2 protein-coding genes and 2 pseudogenes are annotated in these 2,520 nt (G+C 60.6%); 3 read left to right on the forward strand and 1 reads right to left on the reverse strand.

Annotated elements, in window-relative coordinates:
• The 3 genes and pseudogenes from AC1DVM_RS22940 to AC1DVM_RS22950 form a co-directional block, all read left to right on the forward strand.
• On the forward strand, positions 1–268 hold a 268-nt coding region (locus tag AC1DVM_RS22940), incomplete at its 5' end, for a DnaJ domain-containing protein (RefSeq protein ID WP_477258420.1).
• 83 nt (positions 269–351) lie between these two features.
• Positions 352–456: pseudogene (locus tag AC1DVM_RS22945) on the forward strand (oxidoreductase); the annotation flags it as partial.
• A 155-nt stretch (positions 457–611) separates the two neighbouring features.
• Positions 612–1,049, forward strand: a pseudogene (locus AC1DVM_RS22950) (FAD-dependent oxidoreductase); the annotation flags it as partial.
• Positions 1,050–1,410: 361 nt separating this feature from the next.
• On the opposite strand, the gene AC1DVM_RS22955 reads toward AC1DVM_RS22950, so the two are convergent.
• Positions 1,411–2,520, reverse strand: a 1,110-nt coding sequence (locus tag AC1DVM_RS22955; RefSeq protein WP_477258422.1) for an adenylate/guanylate cyclase domain-containing protein, incomplete at its 5' end; no start/stop codon positions are given.

Genomic DNA, 2,520 nt, shown 5'->3' on the forward strand with positions numbered 1-2,520 from the left:
GGCTTATCTCGACCGTCGGCTGCCTCAGTGGCGTGAAACCGTTCGGGGTCGTGAGCACGCTCGGCCGGGCGCTCAGTCGTCATCGGGTGCGATGTCGGAAGAGGAGGCCCATCAGGTCCTTGGACTTCAGCCGGGCGCAAGTCTCGACGAGATCCGACAGGCACATCGAAGACTCATAAAAAAACTTCATCCCGACCAGGGCGGTTCGACATATCTGGCGGCTCGGGTGAACCAAGCCAAAGAGATCCTTTTGAGCCGGCAACGCTGACAGGATCCAGCGCGGGAGCGCCTCGTGGACCAAGCCGTGCAGCTCCATGGCCGATGCCGCGCGCAAGGCTTTACGAGGGTGAGCTCCCGGCTGAATCCTTCGCTAGCATGGTGGCCATCGCCATGAGCCAGCCGGAAAATGTGGACGTGAACGAGATCCTGTTCCGACCGACCAGTCCGGAGTACTGAACAGGCTAGGCTAGCCGCAGACAACGATCTTCTAGCTTCGAGCGAGGCCCGCAGTCGTGACGGTAGGTCGGCTGTGGAAGCAACAATTGGTTATGCTCCGAGATGCAAAAGCGAACTGACAAGAACACTAACGGCAAGCCTTCGCGCGCTGGAATGAGCGGTTGGTTACCGCGCCGCCTGCCAGTGACCGCGCCGCCGACGCGCTGGAGCCGAACTCCGCATGGACCGCCTATCTCCAGGCAATGAGCGGCTTCATCAGCGGCGACACGCTGCAGCGGATCTCAATCGCGGATTACACCGCCTACGACATGGCGTCGAGCGGCTACAACTGGCGAGTGCCAGCGGGCTATGGCTCTTTAATCACCTCCAGCCTGCCAGGTCAGGCATCGCTCCGTCTGTCGACACCTGTGCGCGCCATTGGGCTGGACGGGACTGGCGTCGCACTGGAAACGTCGGGTGGCACGATCCGGAGCCGAGCCGCCATGATCACGGTCTCGACTGCGGTGCTTGCCGGCGACGCGATTGCATGGCCGTCGTCGCTCGATCTATGGCGCGACGCCGCGTGCCGCCCCGCTCGGCCCGCAAACCCGTGACGCGCGCCCGGCCGCTGGAATCGCCAGCTTTTCCTAGTGGTCGCCTTTACTTGGTGATTTAACTTGTTTTCGGCAATCGCACTGATGGTACGTCGCGGTGCGCTCCAAACCGAAGCTTGGGTCACTCGATCTTCCAAGGTCTCTTTTGGGTCAGGCAGTGAAGTTTGTTCACTGAGAGGAATGTCCGATGTTCCGGTCCAAAGCGGAATTTCTCCCCGCGTCAGCCTCGTGCCAGGAGCGGTCATTCCGGCAGAATTGAGTTTGGGCGTCTGCGATTATCAGGCGTTCCATGTTTGGACTGCGCCGAGCGCTCGCAGGCTTGGTGCGACAATCGCACGACAGATCCCCCGGTGCCGGACGGTTAGACACACGTCCACACGTTCACTGGCAGAGTGACTCCACGCAAAGAGTGGTGCCCCCCATCAGAAAGGCGCCGTAACACGACCAACTGATCTCCGCTCTCTTCACATGCCCGTGCAATCAAGGATTGACTGACAACCAGTCGCGATTGCAGCGCTCGGCACAGCTCCTGCATCCTGCTCGCGGTATTCACCGTCGCCCCGATCGCTGTGAAGCTCATGGAGTTGCGCGTCCCGATATCGCCAAGAACAACCACACCGAAGTTGGCGCTCACGCCAACACCAATGGGAGTACGGCCAGCTTTAATCCGCTTCGCATTCCAAAGCTCCACCTCGTCAATGATGTTCACCGCGGCGTGCAGCGCATCGGTCGCCTCCCGTCCGGTGGGATTGGGTACGCCGAAGAGCGCCATGAGCGCATCGCCCGAAAACTTCTCGATGGAGCCCCGTTGCGCAAAGATCACCTTTGCCATCCGGCGGTAGAATGATCGAAGCAGTCCAACAACACGCTCCGGCGCCAAGCTCTCACTGATTGCAACAAATCCAACGATGTCGACGAAGAGAACCGCTATCGCCTGCCGCCGCACAGGGCCGAGAGGGTGGTCTCTCTGAGCCAAGGTTTCGACCATTGCAGGCGAGAAGTAGCGTGCGAGGTTGGCCTTCCTCCGGTCTGCCTCACGGGCAGCTTGTTGGGCTTGCGCGACACGCCGTTCGGCCTCGACCCGCGCGGTGACATCGCGTTGGACCGCAACGAAGTGGGTCATCTGACCAGCCTTGTCTCTCAATGGGGTGATTGACCACTCCATGACAAACTGGCTGCCGTCCTTGCGATAGTTGACCGTTTGGCCTTCCCAGCGGTGTCCCCTCTTTAGCGCGTCCCGCATCCCGGAAAAGATCGAAAGGTCAGTACTCGCACCTTGAAGGATCCGGGGCGATTGGCCGATCATGTCGCGCGCGCTCCACCCCGTCATGCGTTCAAAAGCGGGGTTGGCATAGACGATGATCGGACCAGGCCTTTCCAAATCAGCATCGGTGACCAGAATGCTTTCTGAGGCTGCTTCGAGCACGGCGAAAGGCTCGATCCCGGTACCGTCAAGTGTCATCTGCGGTCC

The sequence above is a fragment of the Microvirga sp. P4_A5 genome (assembly GCF_056402495.1).